Annotated in this window: 3 protein-coding genes and 1 pseudogene; all 4 read left to right on the forward strand. The window is 43.9% G+C overall.

Translation table 11 applies throughout. The features are described from left to right. On the forward strand, positions 1–465 hold a 465-nt coding region (locus BM060_RS31995; protein WP_256257890.1), incomplete at its 5' end, for a polymorphic toxin type 47 domain-containing protein. After that, positions 462–857 carry a hypothetical protein gene (locus BM060_RS32830; protein WP_074986586.1) on the forward strand — a complete coding sequence of 132 codons (396 nt, stop codon included), beginning with the start codon at positions 462–464 and terminating at the stop codon, positions 855–857. The genes BM060_RS31995 and BM060_RS32830, both read left to right, overlap by 4 nt. 297 nt (positions 858–1154) lie before the next feature. Next, the gene (locus BM060_RS32835; RefSeq protein ID WP_135499903.1) at positions 1155–1451 is read left to right on the forward strand and encodes a hypothetical protein; all 297 of its coding nucleotides are present in this window, start codon (positions 1155–1157) and stop codon (positions 1449–1451) included. Positions 1452–1604: 153 nt separating this feature from the next. Beyond that, positions 1605–1798: pseudogene (locus BM060_RS32220) on the forward strand (RHS repeat-associated core domain-containing protein); the annotation flags it as partial.

Raw genomic sequence — 1798 nt, forward strand, 5'->3', positions numbered from 1 at the left:
TTGAACCACTACCAGTACGTGCCTAACCCGACGGGGTGGGTGGATCCGTTGGGGTTGTCTGATGTATGTCCACAGCCAGTAAACGGTGGTACATGGAAATTTAATCCCGATGTAGATATTGAATTAAGAACTGCTCCTGGGACCTCCTATCAGCAAATGACTGCTGGCTTAGATGAGGCATTTAAACGAACCGGAATTCCTAAAAGTGAATTTGAGGTTACTAAATGGGGAAAGGATCAATATGGTAAGTCATTCCCCACTGAATGGCGCGTTTTAAAAGGAAAAAATAGAGGGGCAGAGGTTAACATCGATAATCCATCTCTAGTGGTGAGTTCTGATGGGCCACGAAATCCACATATAGGTTATCAAACCCCAGGGAAAAGAGGTGAGGGAGGGGCCGTAAGAGGTCATGTACTGGTATCTCGTGTTCCAGTTTCACGTGCAAGGATAGGAGTGCAGCAGTGAATTATCTCGAGATCGAAATAGATGAAGAAATTGAGAGGCATGGTTTCTTGGTAAGTAAGTTAAGGGAGGGGGAGCTTCGGTCCTTGATTTCCTTTTTGAATACAAGGTTTTTTGAAGGGGGTGAGGGGCTTGACTCTTCTAAAATGTGTGTAACTAGTAAAGAACATGATCCGTTCTTTTGGAAAAAAATTAAGCATTTAGGATGGGAAGGGGCAGTGTTGGTAGTCTTCGATATTAGCTGGCATGGATGGAGGCTTTCATCAATCGAGCAAGTTGAGTTGCTGCTTTCCGAAACAACCGGATATCCATTCTGGCTGGCAAACTCCAATGGGTGTGAATTGATATTCTTTGATGATCATGATTGCGTGAGTAGATCAGTTGTTAACATTTAGAATGTAATTATAAATTTCTCTGCAATAGTGTTTGGCGTATATTGCGTCTCTCTATTTTTATCCTTTTTAGGGAGCTCAGGTTTTAATGCTACTCCTGTAGTATCCAACGGTCTGATGCTATGGTGGCTGATTGGTTTGGTTGAGTTTTACTGGGATTATATAAGAGTTGGCGAGGGGGTTTTTAATAAGTTTTTAATAGGGTGGGAAAATTAATAACTACCTTCCAGGGAGAGAATTATTTTGGAGTATTATGGTGCGTCTGAGGATGAGAGGAAGGTTGTTTCCTCGCTCCTAGGTTTGAAACTGACTGAAATGGGACAGGATTGGGAGTTTACGCTCTCCGATGCTGATTTAATTGCACCTGCAATAAATATTCTTTTGAAGCGTGAAGAAGATTGGGGAGTGAGAGCAGCAGTCGCGTGCATTATGATATCTAGTTTGTATGAGTATTATCGTGACAAAGGAGAGAGTCACCCTCTCCTTTCTGATGCGTTGATTGCGCTGCGGAAGGACGAAAGTATATTAATTGCAATGCTGGATTTTTGGAAGAGCGGTGGGGGAAGTAAATATATCATTGATATATTGAAGGATTGACTTCTTGGTGGTTTTATATGCCTTGAATATAAGGATTTCACGTTCGACGCAAGACTAGCGTGGCTGCACTTACGGGGGGATATTCTAATATTTCAATTTTTCGAGACCTGCAAGAACGGAGTTATTTAAATCACTCGATATTACGCCTAGAGTAATGTCACCTGCTTAGAAGTGGCGGGAATTGACAGCATACCGCGATTCCTGGGGTGGTACAGCCTGCACTCCAACCGGCATCGTTACTACAATCCCAACCCGGCCGTTTCCTGACCCCGGACCCGATCAAGCTGGCGGGTGGGTTGAACCACTACCAGTACGTGCCTAACCCGACGGGGTGGGTGGATCCGTTG

Origin of the sequence: Pseudomonas citronellolis, from assembly GCF_900112375.1 — a bacterium.
Taxonomy (GTDB): Bacteria; Pseudomonadota; Gammaproteobacteria; order Pseudomonadales; family Pseudomonadaceae; genus Pseudomonas; species Pseudomonas citronellolis.